The organism is Pedobacter zeae (assembly GCF_014196715.1).
GTDB lineage: Bacteria > Bacteroidota > Bacteroidia > Sphingobacteriales > Sphingobacteriaceae > Pedobacter > Pedobacter zeae.
In genome coordinates this window covers 796,572-815,445 of sequence record NZ_JACIEF010000003.1, presented here as the reverse complement: position 1 = coordinate 815,445, position 18,874 = coordinate 796,572, and the positions used below count along the sequence as shown (strand labels likewise).

The 18,874-nt window shown below is 40.2% G+C and carries 18 protein-coding genes; 12 read left to right on the top strand and 6 right to left on the bottom strand.

Annotated elements, in window-relative coordinates:
• Positions 1 to 16: 16 nt before the first annotated feature.
• Positions 17 to 382, top strand: coding sequence for a response regulator (locus GGQ60_RS16540; protein WP_183766437.1), 366 nt, complete (start codon positions 17 to 19; stop codon positions 380 to 382).
• Positions 383 to 486: 104 nt separating this feature from the next.
• On the opposite strand, the gene GGQ60_RS16535 is transcribed toward GGQ60_RS16540, so the two are convergent.
• From GGQ60_RS16535 to GGQ60_RS16520, 4 genes are all read right to left on the bottom strand, one after another.
• Positions 487 to 1,443 carry a DUF3137 domain-containing protein gene (locus GGQ60_RS16535; RefSeq protein ID WP_183766435.1) on the bottom strand — a complete coding sequence of 319 codons (957 nt, stop codon included), beginning with the start codon at positions 1,441 to 1,443 and terminating at the stop codon, positions 487 to 489.
• Complete coding sequence (locus GGQ60_RS16530; protein WP_183766433.1) at positions 1,443 to 2,000, bottom strand: LemA family protein; 558 nt, start codon at positions 1,998 to 2,000, stop codon at positions 1,443 to 1,445. The genes GGQ60_RS16535 and GGQ60_RS16530 overlap by 1 nt, the downstream gene beginning before the upstream one ends.
• Before the next feature lie 50 nt (positions 2,001 to 2,050).
• Positions 2,051 to 3,865, bottom strand: a complete 1,815-nt coding sequence (locus GGQ60_RS16525) for a hypothetical protein (RefSeq protein WP_183766431.1) — start codon at positions 3,863 to 3,865, stop codon at positions 2,051 to 2,053.
• Positions 3,866 to 3,933: 68 nt separating this feature from the next.
• Positions 3,934 to 5,721: an AsmA family protein gene (locus GGQ60_RS16520; RefSeq protein ID WP_183766429.1), complete on the bottom strand. Its 1,788-nt coding sequence runs from the start codon at positions 5,719 to 5,721 to the stop codon at positions 3,934 to 3,936.
• 460 nt (positions 5,722 to 6,181) lie between these two features.
• On the opposite strand from GGQ60_RS16520, the gene miaB reads away from it, so the two are divergent.
• The 8 genes from miaB to GGQ60_RS16480 all read left to right on the top strand — a co-directional run bounded on the left by miaB (position 6,182) and on the right by GGQ60_RS16480 (position 14,119).
• Positions 6,182 to 7,600, top strand: coding sequence for a tRNA (N6-isopentenyl adenosine(37)-C2)-methylthiotransferase MiaB (gene miaB, locus GGQ60_RS16515; RefSeq protein WP_183766427.1), 1,419 nt, complete (start codon positions 6,182 to 6,184; stop codon positions 7,598 to 7,600).
• An 85-nt stretch (positions 7,601 to 7,685) separates the two neighbouring features.
• A complete protein-coding gene (locus tag GGQ60_RS16510) occupies positions 7,686 to 8,933 on the top strand; it encodes a sigma 54-interacting transcriptional regulator (RefSeq protein ID WP_183766425.1) in 1,248 nt (415 codons plus the stop codon).
• A gap of 66 nt (positions 8,934 to 8,999) precedes the next feature.
• Complete coding sequence (locus tag GGQ60_RS16505; protein WP_308421196.1) at positions 9,000 to 9,515, top strand: LptE family protein; 516 nt, start codon at positions 9,000 to 9,002, stop codon at positions 9,513 to 9,515.
• 75 nt (positions 9,516 to 9,590) lie between these two features.
• Complete coding sequence (locus GGQ60_RS16500; protein ID WP_183766424.1) at positions 9,591 to 10,694, top strand: DUF8458 domain-containing protein; 1,104 nt, start codon at positions 9,591 to 9,593, stop codon at positions 10,692 to 10,694.
• A gap of 14 nt (positions 10,695 to 10,708) precedes the next feature.
• A complete protein-coding gene (secG, locus tag GGQ60_RS16495) occupies positions 10,709 to 11,071 on the top strand; it encodes a preprotein translocase subunit SecG (RefSeq protein WP_183766422.1) in 363 nt (120 codons plus the stop codon).
• A gap of 123 nt (positions 11,072 to 11,194) precedes the next feature.
• Positions 11,195 to 12,220: a sensor histidine kinase gene (locus GGQ60_RS16490; protein ID WP_183766420.1), complete on the top strand. Its 1,026-nt coding sequence runs from the start codon at positions 11,195 to 11,197 to the stop codon at positions 12,218 to 12,220.
• A gap of 234 nt (positions 12,221 to 12,454) precedes the next feature.
• Positions 12,455 to 13,096: a DUF47 domain-containing protein gene (locus tag GGQ60_RS16485; RefSeq protein ID WP_183766418.1), complete on the top strand. Its 642-nt coding sequence runs from the start codon at positions 12,455 to 12,457 to the stop codon at positions 13,094 to 13,096.
• 12 nt (positions 13,097 to 13,108) lie between these two features.
• A complete protein-coding gene (locus tag GGQ60_RS16480; protein WP_183766416.1) occupies positions 13,109 to 14,119 on the top strand; it encodes an inorganic phosphate transporter in 1,011 nt (336 codons plus the stop codon).
• A 347-nt stretch (positions 14,120 to 14,466) separates the two neighbouring features.
• Here GGQ60_RS16480 and GGQ60_RS23120 read toward each other — a convergent pair whose 3' ends face one another.
• Entirely contained in the window at positions 14,467 to 15,765 is a 1,299-nt protein-coding gene (locus GGQ60_RS23120) for a carboxypeptidase-like regulatory domain-containing protein (protein WP_183766414.1), read from the bottom strand.
• Positions 15,758 to 16,336: an RNA polymerase sigma factor gene (locus tag GGQ60_RS16470; RefSeq protein WP_183766412.1), complete on the bottom strand. Its 579-nt coding sequence runs from the start codon at positions 16,334 to 16,336 to the stop codon at positions 15,758 to 15,760. The genes GGQ60_RS23120 and GGQ60_RS16470 overlap by 8 nt, the downstream gene beginning before the upstream one ends.
• A 210-nt stretch (positions 16,337 to 16,546) precedes the next feature.
• On the opposite strand from GGQ60_RS16470, the gene GGQ60_RS16465 reads away from it, so the two are divergent.
• The 3 genes from GGQ60_RS16465 to GGQ60_RS16455 all read left to right on the top strand — a co-directional run bounded on the left by GGQ60_RS16465 (position 16,547) and on the right by GGQ60_RS16455 (position 18,620).
• On the top strand, positions 16,547 to 17,308 hold the full coding sequence (locus GGQ60_RS16465; protein ID WP_183766410.1) for a DUF4197 domain-containing protein: 762 nt from the start codon (positions 16,547 to 16,549) through the stop codon (positions 17,306 to 17,308).
• 404 nt (positions 17,309 to 17,712) lie between these two features.
• A complete protein-coding gene (locus GGQ60_RS16460; protein ID WP_183766408.1) occupies positions 17,713 to 18,264 on the top strand; it encodes an RNA polymerase sigma factor in 552 nt (183 codons plus the stop codon).
• An 11-nt stretch (positions 18,265 to 18,275) separates the two neighbouring features.
• Positions 18,276 to 18,620, top strand: a complete 345-nt coding sequence (locus tag GGQ60_RS16455) for a hypothetical protein (protein ID WP_221235983.1) — start codon at positions 18,276 to 18,278, stop codon at positions 18,618 to 18,620.
• Positions 18,621 to 18,874 lie beyond the last annotated feature (254 nt).

Sequence of the window (18,874 nt, the reverse complement as noted above, 5' to 3'; positions counted from 1 at the left end):
TTTTCGGGAGGTTAACATGATGGTTACAAAAAAAGTATTTGTTTTTGATGATAACAGGGATATTCTTGATCTCTGCACATTTATTTTGGAAGATGCCGGGTATGAAATAAAAACATCAGAAAATGCCAATAATATAGAAGAACAGGTTGCAGCCTACATGCCCGATTTAATTTTTATGGATAATTGGTTACCCGATCTGGGAGGGATACAGGCCACTAAAGCATTAAAACGCCATCCCGGTTTAAAGCATATCCCTGTCATCTATTTTTCGGCCAATAATGATATCTCTTCGTTAGCTGATGAGGCTGGCGCCGATAGTTACTTATCCAAACCATTTGATATCGCTGCACTCGAAGAAATTGTAAAAAAACATTTGAGTTAATGCTTTTTATTTAACTGTCGGGCAAAACAATTGCTTCTGCTATTAAAATTTACAAAAACCTTTGCAAGCCCCAAAAAACTGGCGGTATTGCAGTGAAAAACCTGCTAGTCTTTTCCCCAGATCCTTGTATTCAGATCCAGCTCTTTAACAATATCATACATAAACTTTATGGTGGAGATATCTTGATCTACGGTTTCCGGATTTAGTAGTGACTTAAAAACAGGTGCCTCAAAATAATTCCGGTTCAATGGGAATGCGATATACATCCTCGATTCGATAAAAGATAGGCTGATGGTATACTTTGCCTGATGATTGAGGCTGAGTATACGTTCCATCAGTGCGGGGGTAAGGATATACCTGGATTCGACCTGGTCTGAACCATAAGTGACAAAGGTCTTATCGAATGTTACATTTTCCAATTGGATAGCCTGGTTACGGCCAAAAGAAAATAGATTTTTTGAAAACCACGCACCAAAAGCTGCTCCGAAATCTTTTGGCCTCACGAGGGTTACGCCATTAAATTTTTTGTTAAAATCGGCAGCAAATATAATTCCCCTAAAAATGTCGTGCCACTCTGTCCGGGTTTCGTTTTTTGTTTGGGTTACTGTTTTATATTCGGCATGTACTTCTGCAAAGTAAAACCTGGTTTTATCAGCACTTCCACTAACCAGATCTTCTGTTTTATAACGGTCGGGCTCAGTACTGAATAACTGTGTGTACATAAATTCCGAAGCTTCAATACCCTGTTCGGGCTTAATCGATAAGCTTTCGTCTAAAAATTTAAGGGCAGCCCCAATTACATTGGTTTTGTAGGCATTTTGGTAAGCTGTTAACGCATCGTTGATGTTAAATAACAGAATACCCCCATAAATTAAAGGAATTAAACCACTAATTATACCGGCAAGGGGAAACCCCAAAATGAAGCCCAGGATACCAAGCAAGATACCGGCTGCAATAAAAATATAGCCTTTGGTTTGGGTAGCGGCAATTCTTTTACGCGTGACCTCCATTTTGGCCAAAACTTGTTGCAAGGCCACATTGTTTGCTGTATCAGATAACATTAATGGTTAAAGAGCTCTTTTGCGTTAATGTTGTTGCGTTCTTCTGCTGCGGTTTCTAAAACGGCAATTGCCTGGAAGTTTAGCATCCCTGCAAATAAACTGCCTGGAAACATCATAATCGAATTATTGTAATCGGTTACCGAGGCATTATAAGCTCTTCTGGCAGCGGCAATCTGTTCTTCACTTTCGGTCCAGGTAGTTTGCAGGTTAATAAAATTGGTATTGGCCTTTAAACCAGGGTAATTTTCGATGTTAACCATCAAACCTTTTATATTGCTGCTTAATTGTGCATCTAAATCTGCTTTTTCTGCATTGCTGATGTTTGGTGAACCTGCTTTTGACCTCAGTTCAACGATTTTAGTTAAAGTTCCCTGCTCGTAAGTGGTATATTGTTTTACCACTTCAACAAGGTTTGGAATCAGGTCGAATCGTTTTTTAAGCATTACATCAATGGCCGAAAAAGCATTTGTTACCTGGTTTTTCTTTCCGATAAGCGAGTTGTAAAAGAAAATTCCAACAAGAAAGACGAATCCGATAATAACGAGGGCAATAATCATAATTTTAGTTTAAGGTTTAGAGAATAAAGATAAGAAAAGGTTACGGAATGTCACCGTTTTTCATTTTGCTCCCGTTGCCTTTGCAAGCGGCGCTCTAATCTTTTTTTAACCCTTAGGTTATGGCTGGCACGCATAGCTTTAAAACGTGCAATATGTTGCCGCACTTCCTTTTGCTTTTCTTCGGTAATACCAATACTGTATTTTATCCCTGTAAAAAGGCTCTTCCAGATCAGGTTAAAAAATGAGGTGTTTGATGGCCGGCTGTAATCAACATCTACCGCATTCAGTTTTCCGTCGGCACCAGGGTTTTCGGATTTGATAATAAGTGCATTGGCCAAAAATGAAAGAAATCCGCGGGTAACCAAATGGTCTTTTTCAGGGTCATTCTTCATCAGGGCCACAGAAAGATCGTAATAAGAGAAGCTTACCCTTCCTTTGGCACCGAAATCGTTGGCTTTAAAATTGAATTTCAGCTTATCTACGTTGCCCCGGTTAATGCGCACCAGGCCAAGCGGTTTGGTAATCTGATTTAAAACCCTGGCGTTAAAATTATGCAAAACTCCGCTGTAAGAAAATTCTCCATCTTTAGCGGTAAGATTAAAATTAAAAATTACATCAAGTTTTCCCTGTCCAAACAGGTAAGTATTGAGATTAACCTCCATTATTGGGTTTATGGCTTTAATATTATCAAGGTTGGTAGCGTTTTTTATAATTCCTGAAGTGTTTTCAAAACTAATCCGTCCTCTTTGGTTGCTTTCCTGGTTAAAAACCGAATAGGTAACATTTATATCTTTCAATTGAATTTTCTGTACCAGTATGGGCGCTTTAAGCAGCTGTAAAAGCTGGTGCGGAAATTTTCCGATCTTGTTCTCCTGTGGCTTTTTCGGTAATCCATTTTGGTTAAAAACCGAAATAAAACCATTAGAAATAGCCATTTCTTTCGCCCAGAGCTCTTGTTTGCTGATGTAGAGCGGAAGATCGATGCCGTTGAGCATAATATTGCGCATACCGATATCAAAACGTTCCCTCGGGTAACCGGCAACCCTGCCGAATTTCATTTCATCGTATAAGGGAACCAGCGCAAAGCGATTAACCCTTAGTTTACCCGTGGTAGCCCTAAAATCGAGCTGATCAAGCTTAATGTCGTACATTTTATCGGGTGTACGGTACACATAGTTGTTAAGATTGATCATAATATCTTTAAGCAGGTAAAACCTCTTGGGGTCATCAGCAGAGGTAGAATCGACCAAAAGATCGGTTAATGTTATGTTGAGGTCGTCAATATCGAAAGGTAGTGAGTTGGGCACATTTTTATTCACATATTTAAAGCTTACATCTTTAAAACGGATGGTTTTAATGCTAAACTCCTTCAGGTTTTTAGAGATAATGTCGTAGGGCGATTTAATCGGTCGCGGTGCACGCCCCTCGTTAAACGGAAACTGCTGGTTAACCATGGTTACTTCTGGCTTATCAAAAATAACCTCTTCTACCTGCAGTTTTTTTTCGCGGTACAAGGTTAAAGGGTGAAAACGTTTCACTACCAGTTTCTTTAATGAAACACTATAAAGGTTGTTTGGAGCCCTTTTTAGGGCAATAAGCTGCTTAAACCGGTTGTTATCAGGTGTTATTTTTACGTTTTGTAAAGTAGCATTGCCCGTAAATACATTGGTAGTAACTTTGGTAAAGGTTATTGTATATAAACTGTCTGTCGATTTATAAAGGAGTGTTTTTATCCTGTTGCTCAATACAGGCCGCGATTTTACATTTAAAAACCAGGCTAAACCGGCCAGTACAATAAAAATACCGAGTAATGTACCCGCAATCCATTTAAAAACATTATAACGGTGTCTTTTTGTATCAGGCATTAAAAAAATGAGAGGCTGTAGTTTTATCAGCAATATACGGTTATAACCTAAATTACAGAAATGTACCCTTAGTTTTTTTCCCTTTGGGCCTTTCTAGCAGCCTTCCTATCGGCCCGTTTTTGTTCTCTTATTTTTTTGGCAATTACTTTTTGCTGTTTTACCGGGTTTTTTTCGGGTACGATGCCAACCCCCACAATCTCTTTTATGCCTACAAAAACGGTTTTCCACATCAGATTAAAAAACGAAGCCGAATTAATCCTGGTGTTGGTCATACTTGCTGTTCTGGGTGCTTTACCTTTTTGGGGGTTTTCATTTTTAATCAAAAGGGTATTGGCTAAAAAAGACAAAAACCCTTTTTTCTTGGTCCCCTCCCCATCAATATTATCCGATAAGAGCTTTACTTTCAGGTTGGTATAAAGCATGTTTATAGTGCCTGTTGCCGATCTTAAATTTCCGTTTGCCCTGAAATCAATATGTTGTATATCCCCGCTTTCTATTTCTATCAAGCCCAGTGCTTTAGATAGTGGATTTAGGTTTTTCATATCAAAACGGTCTAAACGCCCACTGTAGGTAAATGCACCATTCTTATCGGTAAGGTTAAAATCAATTTTTACGTTTAGTTTTGCCGACCCCATTAATCGTGAATTTAAATCAGCTACTGCATGGTTCTTTTTGGCGAGCTGCAGGCTATCGTTGGTTACATTTAAGATCGTTCCGCTGAGGGCTTTAAAATCAACGGAACCGATTTTTTTGCTTGCCGGATTAAATTCCGAATAGCTTACATCTACGTTCCTAAGCTTCACCGTATCAATTAAGGCGGGTATACCTAATCTTTTCAGGGCCATATGCGGGTAATTCCGGCCTTTATCAAAGCCTGGGGGTGGTGGCGATTCCCGGCTCATAAATACCTCAACATTGGCCGGCCCGATATTCAGCGATTTTGCATATAATTTCTGGTCGGTATTTAAGGACAGAAAATCAACCCCCTTAAATTCTATTTTTCCGAAAGTAAAATTATAGCGGTCTTTCTGTACGTTATATTTACGGGCAAAGGTCATTTTATCGTATAGAGGGATAAGTTTAAAGCCCTTAACCGTTATCTTTTTAGACGAAGTGGAGCCCTTAATCGTATCAACCTTCATCGAGTACATTTTATCCTTTGTAACCGATTTATAACCGGCTAGCTGAAAAGATACATCTTTGGTATAATAGAATCTTGTTGTATCATGAGCCGAGAGGGAATCGAGCAGGAAATCGTTCACGGTAATATCCAGGTGCTTAACGGATTTTTTAGTCTTTTTAGCTGCGGCTTTATTGATGTAGTCGAAATCGGCATCTACAATTTTAATGCGTTTAACATGTACCGATTTAAAGGTGCCTGAAATCTGTTCATAAAGCGATTTTTCATCTTTTAAGGTATCGCGTTTTGGGGCCACCTTATTAAAAATCATGTTGATGGAAGGCCGCTGTAAAAGGATTTCATTTACATTTATCTCTTTTTTAAAGTAGGCCGTTAATATTCCGGTTCTGGTAATCTGCAGTTTCTTTAATTTAAGCTCGAAAGTGTGGGCCGGTGCCAGGTGTTTTTTACTCAGGCTGTCAAAAACCGAGGTGTCTGGAATTAGGGTAACATCACGCAAAGCCAAACTACCGGTAATTACATTGAGGTTAATGCTTTTAAAATCTATCCGGTACAGGTGGCGTGAACCATTATAAACGCCAGCCTTAATTTTTTCAGTCAATATAGGCTTCCATCGGGCGCTCAAAAACATGGCGCCAAATGCAACAATTAAAATCAATATGCCGGATATACTTCCAATCCAGGCCCAAATTTTACTTCTATGCTGCGTTGTCATCTATTTATTAGGGCTATCGATAGGTAACAGATGGGAACGCGAAAGGTTTTTGGGCAGCAAGCGAAAAGTCTAAAGGAGAAAGGCCAAAGAGGAGATATTGAGGACGGTTTTATTTGTTAATCTTTGAGCGCAGGGTACCGCTTCGCCAAGGGCCAGGTGGGTGCTAAGGTTAATGGTATTTGTGTGCTTCATGTACAACCCTTTGTTCCTAAACCCGACCTTAGCGGGATGCCCCCAATTTTTTCAATTGGGGCAGAAGCGGGGGCGGGACTACAGCTGCCATTGGCACAGAACCCTACATTTCCAAAAAAAAGCGTTAATATTTTTGGGAATACGTTGGCTACCCTCTTCAAAATTGACGAAATCATAATCGTACTGTAAACATTTAAACAAAATATGTCAATTTGTCACTTTTAATTTTATTTATGTATTTTTGCAATCCCCAAAATGTTTTTAAATAATGATTGATTTACAACTACCAGATAAGACGCACGATGAAGCGAGGCAAGGTGAGGCACTAATTTTAGATACGCCGGTAAAAGCTGATGCCCGTAAATTATATATCGAGAGTTACGGCTGTGCTATGAATTTTGCCGACAGTGAAATCGTTGCTTCTATTCTTTCTGAAACAGGATTTGAAACCACCGGGGATTACCATCAGGCCGATGTGATCTTCATTAACACCTGCTCTATCCGTGAAAATGCCGAAACCAGGGTACGTAACCGTTTATCGCAGTTTGGGGTAGAAAAACGCCGTAACCCGAAATTAATTGTTGGGGTGCTGGGTTGTATGGCCGAGCGGTTAAAATCAAAATTCCTGGAAGAAGAACGTTTGGTTGATGTAGTGGTTGGACCGGATGCTTACCGCGACCTGCCTAATTTAATTGAGCAGGTAGAAAGCGGTCATAAAGCCGTTAATGTACTGCTATCGCGCGAGGAAACCTATGCGGATATCAGTCCGGTTCGATTGAACAGCAACGGAATTACTGCATTTATTTCCATCACCCGTGGTTGCAATAACATGTGCTCTTTCTGTGTGGTGCCTTTTACCCGGGGCCGCGAACGTAGCCGCGATGCCCACTCGATTGTGGAAGAAGCAAAAGCCTTGTTTGAAGGTGGTTACCGCGAGGTAACGCTATTAGGCCAGAACGTAGATTCGTATACCTGGACATCAGAAGACGGAACGGAAACCGTAAACTTTGCCCAGCTTTTAGAACAAACGGCTTTGGTTAGCCCTGATTTAAGGGTACGTTTCTCTACGTCGCACCCTAAAGACATTACCGACGAAGTTTTATATACCATTGCCAAATACGATAATATTTGTAATTATATTCATTTACCAGTTCAATCGGGTAATACACGTGTATTAGAATTGATGAACCGGACTTATACCCGCGAGTGGTACATTAACCGGATCGATGCCATACGCAGAATTATTCCGGGTTGTGCAATTTCTACCGATATTATTGCAGGTTTCTGTACCGAAACGGAAGAAGAGCACCAGGAAACCCTGAGCATGATGGATTATGTGCAATATGATTTTGCCTATAATTTCACCTATTCAGAAAGACCCGGAACTTTAGCGGCCCGCAAATTGGAAGATGATATTCCGGAAGAAGTAAAAAAACGCCGTTTAGCCGAAATTTTAGCTAAACAACAGGCACACTCCTTAATGCGTTTACAAGAGTGGGTAGGTAAAACCATCCGCGTATTGATTGAGGGTACTTCTAAAAAATCAGATCTGGATTATTGCGGAAGGGGCGATAGCGGTGCAATGGCCATTTTCCCTATAATTGAGGGGGTTAAACCAGGAGAGTATGCAAATGTGTATATCGAGAAATGTACATCTGCTACGTTAATTGGTAAAATCGTATCATAACATCCGTCATGCTGAACTTGTTTCAGCATCCTAATTTGAAAGACACTGAAACAAGTTCAGTGTGACGTAACTTTAGAAAGAAAAAATGGATACACAAAACATTAAACAGCGGTTCGGTATTATAGGCAATTCGCCTTTACTTAACCGTGCTATAGATATTGCAAGCCAGGTAGCGCCCACCGATATGTCGGTATTAATTACCGGCGAAAGTGGTAGCGGTAAAGAGGTTTTTTCTCAGATTATCCATCAAATGAGTGCCCGCAAACACGGTGCTTTTATTGCGGTGAACTGTGGTGCTATCCCCGAAGGAACAATAGATTCAGAGCTTTTTGGTCACGAAAAAGGATCTTTTACCGGTGCTCATGAGGCCCGTAAAGGTTATTTTGAGGTGGCAAATGGCGGTACCATCTTTTTAGATGAGGTTGCCGAGCTGCCTTTGGGCACACAGGCCCGTTTATTGCGTATCTTAGAAAGCGGCGAATATTTGCGCGTAGGTTCGTCTAAAGTTCAGAAAACAGATGTACGCATTATTGCCGCCACCAATGTTGATGTATACAACAGGGTAAAAAACGGAAAATTCAGGGAGGATTTATATTACCGGTTAAACACCGTTCCTTTGCGTATCCCGCCTTTGCATGAGCGTAAGGAAGATATTTACCTGTTGTTTAGAAAATTTGCTGCCGATTTTAGCGATAAATACCGTAGTCCGGCTTTACACCTCGAACCTGATGCCATCCAGATTTTAACCAATTACAGCTGGCCTGGAAATGTTCGTCAGCTAAAAAATATTGCAGAACAAATCTGTGTGCTGGAAAAAGACCGTAATGTTAGCGGACAGGCTATTTTAAATTATATCCCTAATGAGGCCGGCAGTAATTTGCCAATGGCCATCAATTCACAATCGAAAGAAGATTTTACCGAACGCGATATTTTGTATAAAGTCCTTTTCGATATGAAAAAGGATATGGTTGAACTTAAAAAACTGGTTGCCGAAATTATCCAGCATGGCGGAAATACGGCCACTGTTTTGGCTGATAATCCACAGTATATCAATCAATTGTATAGGGATGTGGAATTGCCGGTTGGACAAGAGCATGCCTTTACCATTCAGCAACCTGCCCCAAGCAATAATAATATCAACAGCAATAATAATGCAGATTATTTTACGCACGAGGCAGAAGAGGTTGAAGAATCGCTGTCGCTGGTTGATAAGGAATCAGATCTGATTAAAAAGGCACTCAAAAAACATAAGGGCAAGCGTAAATTTGCTGCACAGGAACTGGGCATATCAGAACGGACCTTATACAGGAAGATTAAGGAATTAAACCTGTAATTAAAATTGCTTATATCAATCCCCGGCAGCCGTACGTTTTTCATAATTTAGATACTATTTTCGATCATGATGAGAATTAAAATATTTGTCTTAATCCTGCTTGCTTCTGTTTTTAGCGCCTGTTCTTATAAATTTAGCGGAGCTTCTACAACCGGACTAAAAACAGTAGTGGTGCGTGTATTCGAAAATAATGCACCACTTGTGGTACCTACGTTGAGCAACCAGATTACAGAATCATTAAAAACCCGTATCCGTAACCAGACAAAACTGATTATTTCGCCCACCGGCGAGGGTGATGCATCATTTGAAGGGAAAATAACAGGCTATGATATTAAACCTGTTGCACTTCAAAATAGCGCTACGCCTACCTCAGGTGCAAACAGATTAACCATAACGGTTTCGGTAAAGTATAAGAACAATATAAAAGAACACGAGAAGGAAAGTTTTGAAGAAAGCTTCACCAAATATTTCGATTTTCCGGTCGGTGGAGCACCCATTCAAACCTTGTTGCCTGGTGCTATCGAAAATATCAACAAACAGTTATCGGAAGATATTTTCAACCGTGCATTTGCGCAGTGGTAACTAAAGCAGGATTCTTAAAAGACAAAATTTTCAAAACCCACCTACATTTTTTTAACTTAGCGGCAAACCTCGATAATGGATAACAAAAAGCTACTGGCAGATTTACTCGCACAACCCGGAAAGGTTAGGCCAGAGCATGTACCCATGTTGCAGGAAATGGTTCGGCAATTTCCGTATTCACAGCCCATTCATTTGCTTTTGGCTAAAGCCAATGCCTCATTTATTCCAAAGGCGGCATTATATGGCCAGGGGCATGTATTGTTCCATGTGCTAAATATGCTTCCTGTTGATGAGGCAGAAGTTGTTGAGGAAAGCGGAATTCCGGCAAGCGAAAAGTCACATTCATTAACCGCAGAAGTGCCCGAAACTGATCATGCCGTAGTTGCCGGTGCTAATGATGATCAACAGGGAATTTTTGAAGAGGTTAGCGAAATTATGCCCAATGAAGCTGTAAGCCCAGGGCCAACCGCTGAAGTGGAAACGCCAGAAAGCCTTCCGGGTAATGATCAGTTAACAGACTTACCTGCCGCAGATGATTCATTTATCGAAAGTGCAGCAGCGATAGATTTTTTTGCCTTTGAGCAGAAAATGAATACCGATGGAGTAACAGAGGCACCTAAAATAGAAACGGTAATACCCGACGATCCTGAGCATAATTTTGTTTCGCAGTATAACGACGATAAACTTCCTTATACATTTTTATGGTGGCTGGCCAAAACGCGTAAAGAGCATGAGCAGATTTTTCAGCCTTATGCGCAAACTAAAAAAGAACCATTAAAACCACAGCCACGAAATAATCAACAGAATAATGCCGAGTTTCAACAGCAGTATGTTGAGCACATTTTTCATATTCAAACGCCTTTCGAAGTAGCCGATCATTTAGCCGAATATCCTGCTGCTGAAATTAAGGATACCAAGGGGGCAGAGATTATTGAACGCTTTTTGAAAGAAGACCCAACCATAAAGCCGCCAAAACCGGAGCAGATAGACAATGAAAATAAGGCTAAGAAGAGTGCAGAAGACAATTACGACCTCGTTTCGGAAACTTTAGCTAAAATTTATATCGAACAAATGCTTTACCACAAAGCCATAGATACTTATAAAAAATTAAGTTTGAAATATCCGGAAAAAAGCCGTTACTTTGCCGACCTTATCCAATCTATAGAAAAGAAATTTTAAAATATAATATTACCATGGTAACCTTTTTAATCATTTTATTAATTATTGCATGTGTGGCCTTAGGCTTGTTTGTTTTGGTACAAAATCCTAAAGGCGGGGGTTTAGCTACAGGCGGTGGCACCAGTAACATGTTTGGTGTACAACGTACGGGCGATGTTTTAGAAAAAGGATCGTGGATATTGTTAACTCTTATCGTGGTGTTAACGCTTGCCGTTACTACTATTGCTAAAACCAGTGGTGGTACTGCTGCAGTTGGAAACTCTGCTATCCAGGAGCGTTTAAATAAAACACCGTCACCATCTCCAATTGGCGGAAATTTAAACAGCACCAAACCTGCGGCTTCAACTCCGGCTAAAGCCGATTCGACAAAAAAATAAGGAATACTTACACGTATTTTATAAAGCTTTCCTCCAAAGGGAAAGCTTTTTTTGTTTTCAATTTTTATTGAGGCACGACGGCTTGTTAACACACATTTAACATAAAAAGCTTTAAATTGCAGTATGAAATTAAGTGTGCTGGTTTTATTTACTGCCCTTGCCGTGGGCCTATCCATCGGGATGGTTAATTTTTATTTTCAGCATAGCTGGTATTACCTGGCTATTTCTTTTGGTGTATCGTTTCTGTGCAGTTTTCTGGTTTTTTATTACCTGCTCGAAAAATACATTTACACTAAAATCAAACTGATTTACAAACTCATTCATAACCTTAAGCTGGGTAAAGATTTAAAAGATGCGCTTGGCGAGTATGTGAGTTCCGATCCGATTAATGATGTAGAACAGGAAGTAAAGGAATGGGCAGGCGCGAAGAAAAAAGAAATAGACCTCTTAAAAAAACAAGAACAGTTTCGGAGGGAGTTTCTTTCAAATGTTTCGCATGAATTTAAGACCCCGCTTTTTGCCATTCAGGGTTATATCGAAACCTTACAGGATTGCCTGGTAGATGACCCTGATCAGGCCGTTTTATTCCTGAAAAAGGCAGAAAATAATGTAGAGCGACTAAGTTATTTAATTAATGATTTAGATGTTATTTCCAAGCTGGAAACAGGCGAACTGCCTATTAACTATCAAAAATTCGACTTTGTGCAGCTGGCAAAAGAGGTAATGGAAAACCTCGAAGACCGCGCAGCAGTAAAAAAGATAAAACTTTTTTTTAAAGATAAGTATACCGCTGTTACATTGGTTTCTGCCGATCGCGAAAAGATCAGGCAGGTATTGATTAACTTAATGGTAAACAGCATTAAGTATGGCATTGATGGCGGGGAGACAGCCATTAAAATTTTTGAACTGCATGACCAGGTTTTGATAGAAGTTACCGATAATGGTATCGGGATTGAAGAAAAACACCTGTTGCGCTTATTTGAGCGTTTTTATCGCATCGATACCCATCGTGCCAGAGAAGTGGGGGGTACAGGTTTAGGTTTGGCTATTGTAAAACATATTTTAGAAGCCCACCAGCAAACCATTTCGGTAAGGAGTACACCGGGCATAGGAACGACCTTTGCTTTTACCCTTCAAAAGGGTGGATAGTCTTATCTTTTTTATCTTCATCTGCTTTCGGCGTTTATTTCAACAGCTATAAAATTGCATAAAGAGGGTGGCGAATCCATGGCTGATATCTTCTTTAACCATTCGTTATCAGCGGTTAAATCATGGAAATACGCTCGGGCAGAATAAAATAAGATTGCAATTAGTTAATATAATTAATAAATTAACATTAACTTAACATTGGGCTTGTAGCTTTGCAACATATTAAAAATTAACATGAACAATATTTTTAAGTTCTTTACACCTCAAGACAGAAAGTTTCATCCTCTTTTCGAACAAGCTGGCAGTAATGCATTAAAAATTGCCGAAGCCCTTTTGGAAATGGTTAGCACGGGTGATGCTGAAAGCCGAAAAGCTATTTTCAAAGAAATTGAACGCTTAGAGCACGTTGGGGATGATATTACCCATTCGATCTTTCTTGAACTGAGCAGGAACTTCATCACGCCGTTTGATCGGGAAGACATCCATGCATTGGCTACTGCCGTTGATGATGTAGCCGATTATATCTACGGAACGGCAAACCGCATGCAGATGTATAACATGAATACCATTAACGAGCCAATTGTTAAAATTGCTGAGCTTTTGGTAGAAATGTGTACCGATATTGATAAAGCCATTAAGGAATTACGCAGTTTCAAAAATATCCGTGTAATTGCCGATGCCTGTATCCGCATTAACAGCGGCGAAAACCAGGCCGATTATGTGTTTACATTAGCCGTGGCCCGTTTGTTCGAATACGAAACCAATGCGATTGAATTAATTAAACAAAAAGAGGTTTTACAAACGATAGAGAAAGCAACAGATAAGTGCGAGGATGTAGCGAACGTGCTTGAAACTATCTTGGTTAAAAACGCTTAATAAAAAACAAACATGGTAACTACCTTATTGGTTGTTGTTGTAATTCTGGCTATTGCTTTCGATTATATTAACGGTTTCCACGATGCCGCCAATTCGATTGCAACCATTGTTTCTACAAAAGTACTTACGCCTTTTCAGGCGGTTCTGTGGGCTGCGTTGTTCAATTTCGCAGCTTACTTTTATTTTACCGACCACAAAGTGGCCAATACAGTTGCTAAAACTGTTATCGAAAACTACATTACACTGCACGTAATTTTTGCCGGTTTACTGGCCGCTATTATCTGGAACCTGTTAACCTGGTGGTATGGTATCCCTTCCAGTTCATCGCACACCTTAATTGGTGGTTTTGCCGGAGCCGGAATGACACATGCTTTACTTACCGGCGCAAGCCCGCTTGATGCCGTAAACATGCAGTATGTAATTAAAATTGTTTCGTTTATTGTTTTAGCACCAATTATCGGTATGGTAATTTCGGTGGTATTAACACTGATCATTATCAATATCTGCCGTTATGCCAAGCCGGCAACTGCCGAAAAATGGTTTAAACGCCTGCAGCTTATTTCATCTGCAGCCCTAAGTTTCTTTCACGGTGGTAACGATGCACAAAAGGTAATGGGTATTATTGCAACGGCTTTAATTGCCTCTAAGGTAATTCCCGATTTCGAAGCCATGCCTGCCTGGGTACCAATTGCCTGTTATTCGGCCATATCATTAGGCACCATGAGCGGTGGTTGGAAAATTGTAAAAACCATGGGCTCTAAAATTACCAAGGTAACTGCACTTGAAGGTGTTGCTGCCGAAGGTGCTGGTGCAGTAACATTAGGTATTACCGAGCATTTTGGTATTCCGGTTTCTACTACGCACACCATTACCGGTTCTATCGTTGGGGTAGGTGTAGTTAAAAGTGTATCGGCTGTACGTTGGGGTGTAACCATCAACTTAATCTGGGCATGGATTTTAACCATCCCGGTATCGGCTACATTGGCTGCCATTATCTATGCTGCTATTTATTATTTAAAGTAAAAACAAAATCCTTTAATATACGCAGAAGACCAGGGCATTAGCTTTGGTCTTTTTGTTTGGCATTTTTTACCGCAAAGAACTTGGAGTTTTCGCAAAGGTCGGTAGTCCAATAGCGCCGCACCAGGGTTTCGTTATCTCCATAGCACAGCGAATGTGTTTTTATAAATGAAATTATCCCTTAAACAGAACAATTAATAAATCGTGCGTTATTCTCGATTGAAGGCAGTGAATATCATCCTAAGTACAACGAAGAATCTTTTAACTGTACTATTCCATTAAAAGATTCTTCACTGCGTTCAGCATGACAGTATTACGTGTTGCGCAGTTTAAACTGCAAAAAAGAAAATTTAAAACTTAACGCTGAGCTCAACAATATTATTGCCGTTTTTAGGTAATACCCAATCCGGACCTTCCTGGATCAACCGTTTTGCTTCCGCATCGGCTTTTTTGTTTAGCGATTTTATAACGGTAATACCGGTAGGGCGTCCATTACTTTTAATTTTAAAGCTTAAAATCACAAACTGTTCAGGGCCTTTGGGGTTATAAAGCTTATTATTATTCTCCAGGTACTGGCTATAGTTAATGGTAGAAACCGGAACAGGTTTTGTGATCTCACCGGCCGATTTTCCATCCAGGTTCTGCTCAGCACGAAGCGTAATTTTAGGTGCGGGTATATTTTCTTTTTTGCGGCCATTCGATCCGGTAATCAGCGCAATTTCGTTTAGTGATTTATTGCCGCTTAATGCATTTTTAATTGCATTAGGATCTTGCAGACCAGCCACAGGCAATTCTTTAAAGCCAATGGCGTTAATCAGTAAATCCTTGTCTTTCGCATTGCTATCAGCGGGAAGATAAAAATATCCCTTGGCATCTGTTGCAGTCACATTTTTTGAGCCCGCTAATTTTACAACGGCCCCTGGTATGGGCTTACCATTGCTTTGATCAACCACATTACCACTAAATGCAATTTTGCTCGATCCAAATGTTGGTGCTGCGGTTAAAGTGCTGTCTTTTAGGGTGCTGCGTGCGGCTTTTGCCTTGCTTGCATAAGCTTCTATACTCCTAAACCTAACGGCGTCGGCATTAGCCGCTTCAATAGGTTTGGGCATCAGCATTTCCCTTTCAGCAGGTTGTACCGTTATTTTGGCTTGGGTATTCTTAGCCAAATCGCTGTTTTTGGCATCTGCGATGGCTTTATCAACCAGGGGAGATTTGGTGTTTGCCTGTGTGGTTGTATCTTCTTTAACCTGGGTTGATGCAACAGCGGTTGAGCTGTCTAAATGAACTACCACACCATTCTGTTTGCGTGCTGCGGTTTCTGCATTTCTACGGTTGGTTTCGCGCATAAAAAACAGGATACTTACCGCAATAAAAGCAACTGTGGCGGTAGCAGCAATGCTCAATCTGTGAGTGGTTATTCCCCAGAGCTTACGTTTGATCGGTTTCTCCGAAATGCGGTCGTGCAGCTGTTTTTGTAAAATAGAAAGGGTCTGTTTACGCTTTGGCGATTTTTTTAGGCCTTCTAAAGCTTCGGCAACGAAAGGATCTTCCAAAGCCTGCCTTTCTACAAAGTGCATAGCTTTAGCATCAAGCTTACCATCGAGGTAATCTTCCAGCACATCAATATCTAACCAATCGTTATTCACTACTGTTTTTCTCTATACAAATCTTTAAATTCCGCTTGCCGTTCTGGATGTAACTTTTAACTTTTAGCATGTCGTAGCCGGTAATATCGGCCACTTCCTTATAGCACTTTTCCTGTAAATAAAATAAATCTACGCTTTTTCGCTGTTCTTCAGGCAAAGTTTCCATACACTTTTCCATTATGGTAAGCTGCGTTTCTTTTGTGTTGTCTATATCCAGATGCACAAACTCGCTGTTTTCCACAAAAGTATCGTCTATGGAGACATTATTTTGCTTCGCCGATTTCCGCAATGCCATTAAACAATGGTTCCGCGTTAAAACATGAAGCCAGCTTTTAAAGTTCTGTACTTCATGTATTTTCAGCTTCGTTACCAATTCTTCAAAAATCTGCATCACGGCATCCTTGCTTTGTTCTTCATCTTTGAAGTAGTTTAAGCAAACCCCGAAAACCAAATGCATGTATTTGTTGTAAAGCGTACCCAATGCATCTAAATCGCCAGTGTTTTTATACTCGGCAATCAATTTAGCATCGTCTTGCTGGGAATTCCCCGCTGTATTTTTTATAAACTTCAAAAAATTGGTAGCTGTTTCGAATTATCTCTCAAGTATAAAAAATATTTCTGAGTGATGAGACATAAACTAATTTTTTAGGAAACAAATGTTCCAAATATTTATGTTGATGGCTATCTTTTTAGCCGTTTTTATAGTACTGCCGTATAAAGATTTATCTTTGGGTATAAAATATGGCCGTTGTTTTGCTAAGCTTGATTAAACACACACAAAATGAGAAAGATTAATATTTTATCGGCATCGCTAATCATGCTGGTATTTGCAAGCCTAAATGTTGGCGCACAGATTAAACTGGGCGATATATTTAAAAAGGTAACCGAAAAACAGGGCACCACAACAGCTGCTACCGGAACACCTTCTACTTTTGAAATAGGACAGGGAATTAAGGAAGCGCTACAAATTGGCGTTTCTGCTGGTGCCGACAGGCTTTCGGTTAAAGATGGATTTTTAGGCAATTTGGCCGTTAAAATCCTGATGCCTCCAGAAGCACAAAAGGTGGAGAAAACCTTACGGGGCATAGGTTTGAACAAGCTTTGCGATAATGTGATTGTAAGCTTAAACCGTGCCGCTGAAGATGCTGCTACCGAAGCTAAACCCATTTTTATTTCGGCCATTAAACAAATGACCCTAACTGATGCAACCAATATTCTTTTAGGAAATAAAGATGCTGCTACCGAATATTTTAAACGGGTAACTACTGCACAGTTGATACAGAAGTTCAGCCCCATTGTAAGTACCAGCTTAAACAAAGTAAATGCAACCAGGTATTACAGTGATCTGACCACTCAATATAACAGGTTGCCGCTGGTAAAACCGGTTAACACCAACTTAACCGAATATGTTACCCAAAAAGCGATTGATGGTCTGTTTATCGAAGTGGCGAAAGAAGAGCTGAAAATAAGGGATAACCTGGGTTCAAGAAGTTCTACCTTATTGCAAAAGGTATTTGGTTACGCCGATAAGAAGAAAAGTTAAGTTCGCTTAACCCATAAAAAGAAGAGATTCAGGTTCTGCAAGGGGCCTGATTTTTTTTGTTTAAAAGCAATTTGTAAAATTATATTATAAGTTTAACATTCAGCGGGCCAGCTTACGCCCATTTTTATGTAGGGCTTGACGGAGAGGTAAGAGGCTTTATCATAAGATATAATTTCGCCCCTAATTTGTCACGTTGAGCCCTGTCGAAACGCCTTTACGACATTTAAAAGAGGTCCTTCGACAAGCTCAGGATGACAATTTAAATTATGATACGCCTCATCAGGAAAACATTTCCTGAACAACACGTGGCTTGATTTTCAAAATATTAGCCTTTCTAAAAAAAGTGAAGAAAATTTAAAGTAATATTGGGTTTCATCCGTTTACTGGTTTACAAACGATCAATAGTGCCAAAAAACGACCCCCAAAATATCATTTCTACAGTTGCCAGTTACGGTAAACGCCTTTTTAGTTTCATCCGGGGACGGGTGAATACGGATGAGGATGCCGAAGATATTCTGCAGGACGTTTGGTTTCAGTTGAGTAACCAGCCTGAGGCCGGTGCCATTGAACAAATTAGTGGCTGGTTGTACCGTGTGGCCAGGAATAAAATAACAGACAAATACCGCAAACAGAAAGAAGAACGGCTCGAAGATTTTACGTTTGAAGGAGAGGATGGCGAAATTAATATCAGGGAGATTCTGCTGGCCGAATCTTACTCGCCTGAAGAGGAGGGATTGAAAAAATTGTTTTGGGACCAGCTTTTTTTAGCGCTGGAAGAACTACCGGAAAACCAGCGATATGTATTTGTACAGAACGAACTTGAAGAACGTACCTTTCAGGAGCTCGCCGACGAAACCGGCGAAAACATCAAAACTTTAATATCAAGAAAAGGTTATGCGGTGAAGCATTTGCGCAACCGCTTACAAAATTTATATCAGGAATTTATCAATTATTAAATTTGCAGGAGATGAGAAATAGAAAGTTTAGTAAAGGCAAGAAATTCATTTTCTTTTTACCTGTGGTAGCATTAATTGCCGCTGCATTGGGGTTTGTAGTAATGTACTTGTGGAACTGGATTTTACCTGAAGTAGCCCATGCCGGGCGGCTTAATTTCTGGCAGGCATTTGGCCTGCTCGTGCTGTGCCGGATACTGTTCGGTAATTTTAATAAAGGTGGCGGTGGCCATGCTTTCCGCGAAAAAGCCCATAACATGCGTGCAAAATGGCATAGCATGAATGAGGAAGAAAGGGCAAAATTTAAAGAAGAATATAAACGGCGTTGTGGTGGCTGGGGTCGCCACGACCACCATTAAATAAAGAATATTTGGAGCCAGCTTAGCTGGCTTTTTTGTTTTTGGTCTCCTCAGGAAATCGTCCTTGCAATGACGAAAGTTTGTCATCCTGAACCTGTCGAAGGACTGTTCTGGATTAATAAAGGGGAGCAAAATATCACCACAGGTGTATAGATTAAATCTGAGCATCTGTGGCTTTTTATTTCAACAGCGCTTCTAACCTGATTGCTTATCTCAAAGTCAGATGGCAACATCTGATTTCACTTCAGCCCATT

What these genes read in the sequence shown, in the direction of transcription:
- GGQ60_RS16540 (WP_183766437.1), top strand. Translation starts at nt 17, where the DNA reads ATGATGGTTACAAAAAAAGTATTTGTTTTTGATGATAACAGGGATATT.
- GGQ60_RS16535 (WP_183766435.1), bottom strand. Translation starts at nt 1,443, where the DNA reads ATGTTATCTGATACAGCAAACAATGTGGCCTTGCAACAAGTTTTGGCC.
- GGQ60_RS16530 (WP_183766433.1), bottom strand. Translation starts at nt 2,000, where the DNA reads ATGATTATTGCCCTCGTTATTATCGGATTCGTCTTTCTTGTTGGAATT.
- GGQ60_RS16525 (WP_183766431.1), bottom strand. Translation starts at nt 3,865, where the DNA reads ATGCCTGATACAAAAAGACACCGTTATAATGTTTTTAAATGGATTGCG.
- GGQ60_RS16520 (WP_183766429.1), bottom strand. Translation starts at nt 5,721, where the DNA reads ATGACAACGCAGCATAGAAGTAAAATTTGGGCCTGGATTGGAAGTATA.
- miaB (WP_183766427.1), top strand. Translation starts at nt 6,182, where the DNA reads ATGATTGATTTACAACTACCAGATAAGACGCACGATGAAGCGAGGCAA.
- GGQ60_RS16510 (WP_183766425.1), top strand. Translation starts at nt 7,686, where the DNA reads ATGGATACACAAAACATTAAACAGCGGTTCGGTATTATAGGCAATTCG.
- GGQ60_RS16505 (WP_308421196.1), top strand. Translation starts at nt 9,000, where the DNA reads ATGATGAGAATTAAAATATTTGTCTTAATCCTGCTTGCTTCTGTTTTT.
- GGQ60_RS16500 (WP_183766424.1), top strand. Translation starts at nt 9,591, where the DNA reads ATGGATAACAAAAAGCTACTGGCAGATTTACTCGCACAACCCGGAAAG.
- secG (WP_183766422.1), top strand. Translation starts at nt 10,709, where the DNA reads ATGGTAACCTTTTTAATCATTTTATTAATTATTGCATGTGTGGCCTTA.
- GGQ60_RS16490 (WP_183766420.1), top strand. Translation starts at nt 11,195, where the DNA reads ATGAAATTAAGTGTGCTGGTTTTATTTACTGCCCTTGCCGTGGGCCTA.
- GGQ60_RS16485 (WP_183766418.1), top strand. Translation starts at nt 12,455, where the DNA reads ATGAACAATATTTTTAAGTTCTTTACACCTCAAGACAGAAAGTTTCAT.
- GGQ60_RS16480 (WP_183766416.1), top strand. Translation starts at nt 13,109, where the DNA reads ATGGTAACTACCTTATTGGTTGTTGTTGTAATTCTGGCTATTGCTTTC.
- GGQ60_RS16465 (WP_183766410.1), top strand. Translation starts at nt 16,547, where the DNA reads ATGAGAAAGATTAATATTTTATCGGCATCGCTAATCATGCTGGTATTT.
- GGQ60_RS16455 (WP_221235983.1), top strand. Translation starts at nt 18,276, where the DNA reads ATGAGAAATAGAAAGTTTAGTAAAGGCAAGAAATTCATTTTCTTTTTA.